Genomic DNA, 2,839 nt, shown 5'->3' on the forward strand with positions numbered 1-2,839 from the left:
TGCCGCTCCCCCCATATGCAGAATATTAACTCCTGCCTGAGTCCAACGCCATGCAGTATTTGTACCGAAACGGCGTCCGCCAAACTTGTCGTGGTTTGTCGTAATGCCTTGGTACTGTAAGCTGTTGTACTTGTAGACACCGGGCTCGTAAATTATCTTAGGATTACCGGGCAATCCTTCCACCGAGCCTTCATCGAATAACTGACTGCTAATCAATACCACATCCGATGGTACTTTAGGCGATCGATATCCCGCCGTGCAACCCACCGTCCGAAATGGATTGACTAAAATGCGCTGGTTACTACCAGTAAACAAAAAGCAAGTGTGGCCCAGCCACTGGATCGACAGCGACCCCCCTGTTTGCGCCCTGACAATTTGAAATCCCGAAACCCAGGTAGTTCCTACAGCTGCGAGCAAACTCGCTCCCGTGTAGCGCATCAATTGTCGCCGTTTCATCCTTCCGCTCCAAAAACGCTAACCTTAAACCGAGGTACACCCGATACTTTCTTGAAGCATCTATCCCATGCCTCCCTCATCTGCCGCAAAGCATACTGAGGAGAGCATTTAGAGACTTCGTAATACCAGGGATTATTTGGTTTAACAAGTGCCACTAACCATTTGTGTACGTCAATCGCACTGGGGAATTTTATTTTTTCATCTGGATTGGCTTTGTTGTTATCAAGAATCTGTTTGGTTAAGCCCCAAAGCGATCGATTATCGCAATCTCAAAGTCTCTTCAGAAAATTTCTCAGTAACTGTTTCCCAGAAGTGGTCAAAATACTTTCTGGGTGAAATTGCACCCCTTCAATATGCGGATAGTGGCGATGTCGCACCCCCATAATCGTGCCATCCTCCACCCAAGCTGTAATTTCCAACACTTCCGGACAAGTTTCCCGGTCAATTACCAAACTGTGATAGCGCGTTGCCAAAAGCGGATTTTCCACTTCCTCGAAAACGCCCACACCAGTATGATGCACCTGAGAAGTTTTACCGTGCATTAATTCTGGAGCAGAAACGATTTTACCGCCAAACACCAGACCGATGCCTTGATGACCCAAGCAAACTCCTAAAATAGGGAGGTTGGGGCCCAGATCTCTAATTATTTCCGGAGAAATTCCCGCATCTTCGGGTCGCCCTGGCCCAGGAGAAATCACCACACCAGCCGGTTGTAGTTCTTTAATTTTCTCTAGGGTAATTCGATCGTTGCGGTAAACCTGAATATCGGCTGCTACGGGAAACTCAGCGCCGAGTTCTCCGAGATACTGAACCAGATTGTAGGTAAAACTGTCGTAATTATCGATGACAATAATCAAATTTTCTACTCCCGACTATTGTTCTAGCGCCAGGTCGATTGCAACAGAGCGATCGCCGGCGGCAATAGCAGCGCAAGAGCCACCAGCACAGCTGCCAGGGCTGAAATTAAGACAGCACCGGCGGCGCAGTCTTTAGCTATTTTGGCTAGCTCATGATAAGTCTGCTTAACGGTCAAGTCAACCACAGACTCAATTGCCGTATTCAATAACTCCATTGCCAGAACTAACCCAATAGTTACTCCGATCAGAGATATTTCCGCACGGCTTAAGTTTAGGAAAATGCTCAGGCCGATCGCCACAGCACCGATAATCACATGAATGCGAAAGTTGCGCTGGGTTTTAAAAGCGTAACTCAGTCCCGCCCAAGCATATTTGAAACTGATCAGTAAGCTAGTGGCAACCTGCCATGCCAACTCTCGGTCTCGCTGTGCAACGCGATCGCTTTGGTTGGAAGTCTCTGTCGAGAGTTCGCTAGGCATAGACAGGGAATTGGTAGCTGTAACTTTACGGCTTTGGGACTTTGTTTTTTTTGATGAACTCAGCTGTTCATTAAATTTCATTTGCACACAGCGACAAAAGGAATAATTTAATCACCCCATCGTAACCTCTGCACGAGCTAACTGGAAGTTTATCCAGTTTGAATGTTTAGGCCGATGGATTCCAGCAAAGTAGCTTGAGCCAGCAGCATCCTATTCAAGCTCTCTTCGTCCGGATGATCCCAGCCGAGAAGATGAAGCAAACCGTGAGCGGCTAACCAAGCTAGCTCGATTTGCAAAGGATAGCCCTGCTGTTGAGCCTGTCGCTGGGCGGTATCGACGGAAATTACTATATCACCGATATACAAAGGTAGGGACTCCCACATTTCATCTAGCTGGGGAGAGTCTACCTCCAAAGCCGCAAAAGCCAGAACGTCTGTCGGCTTATTTTGGTGGCGGTACTGGGAGTTGAGTGTCTGAATTTCTGCATCGTCAGTCAAACGGAGACTCAGTTCGTAGCTTTGGCTTGGGGAGATATCCGGTTGCAAAGTTTCCAACCAAGCATGGAACCAAGTTTGCCAGGTGTCGGCACTAATTCCCGTTGACTGGGAAGATGTTTCCAAACAATCCTGTACGCTTACTTCTACTTCCACACCTCTTCCTCTCAGCGAGTTAGGTAGGAAAGACCGATGAGGACGCTCAGCAAGGCAACGGTTGTCAGTACAAAATGTTTTAAGGAAGTACCCCGCTTTCGCACCATGTTACGCATTGCCAGTTTGACGTAACTGGGTTGAGGTTCGGTCGCAGACGCTGATGCTGAGGCTGTTGCGGTTTCGGTTTCTGTTTGTTCCGAGACTTCGGTTGCTGAAGATGATTGGCTCATGGGAATTTTGGATTCTAGATAAGAGGATTTTAGATTTTAGACAATAGAGGGAAAAAATTCTTCCTATAAATGTAACAGTTTGTTTAGCAGTTAGTAGTTTAGCAGGAGGAGCAGGGGAGCAGGAAAGCTTATGGAGTGGGGGAGTGGGAGAGCTTATGGAGTGGGGG

At 47.6% G+C, this 2,839-nt stretch carries 5 protein-coding genes; all 5 read right to left on the reverse strand.

The genetic code is table 11. From position 1 onward, the window contains the following. The coding region (locus H6S82_RS27490) for an MBL fold metallo-hydrolase (RefSeq protein WP_191057050.1) at nucleotides 1-456 on the reverse strand (456 nt) is incomplete at its 3' end. Between the two features lie 269 nt (nucleotides 457-725). Continuing rightward, nucleotides 726-1,313 (reverse strand): aminodeoxychorismate/anthranilate synthase component II, encoded by a 588-nt coding sequence (locus tag H6S82_RS27495; protein ID WP_190474449.1) that lies wholly within the window; start codon nucleotides 1,311-1,313, stop codon nucleotides 726-728. Between the two features lie 23 nt (nucleotides 1,314-1,336). After that, complete coding sequence (locus H6S82_RS27500; protein WP_199315606.1) at nucleotides 1,337-1,792, reverse strand: diacylglycerol kinase family protein; 456 nt, start codon at nucleotides 1,790-1,792, stop codon at nucleotides 1,337-1,339. A gap of 149 nt (nucleotides 1,793-1,941) precedes the next feature. After that, nucleotides 1,942-2,442, reverse strand: coding sequence for an rRNA maturation RNase YbeY (gene ybeY / locus H6S82_RS27505; protein WP_190474453.1), 501 nt, complete (start codon nucleotides 2,440-2,442; stop codon nucleotides 1,942-1,944). Between the two features lie 11 nt (nucleotides 2,443-2,453). Then, nucleotides 2,454-2,672: a DUF3285 domain-containing protein gene (locus H6S82_RS27510; protein WP_190474455.1), complete on the reverse strand. Its 219-nt coding sequence runs from the start codon at nucleotides 2,670-2,672 to the stop codon at nucleotides 2,454-2,456. Nucleotides 2,673-2,839 lie beyond the last annotated feature (167 nt).

The organism is Planktothrix sp. FACHB-1355 (assembly GCF_014748295.1).
GTDB classification, from domain to species: domain Bacteria; phylum Cyanobacteriota; class Cyanobacteriia; order Cyanobacteriales; family Aerosakkonemataceae; genus Aerosakkonema; species Aerosakkonema funiforme_A.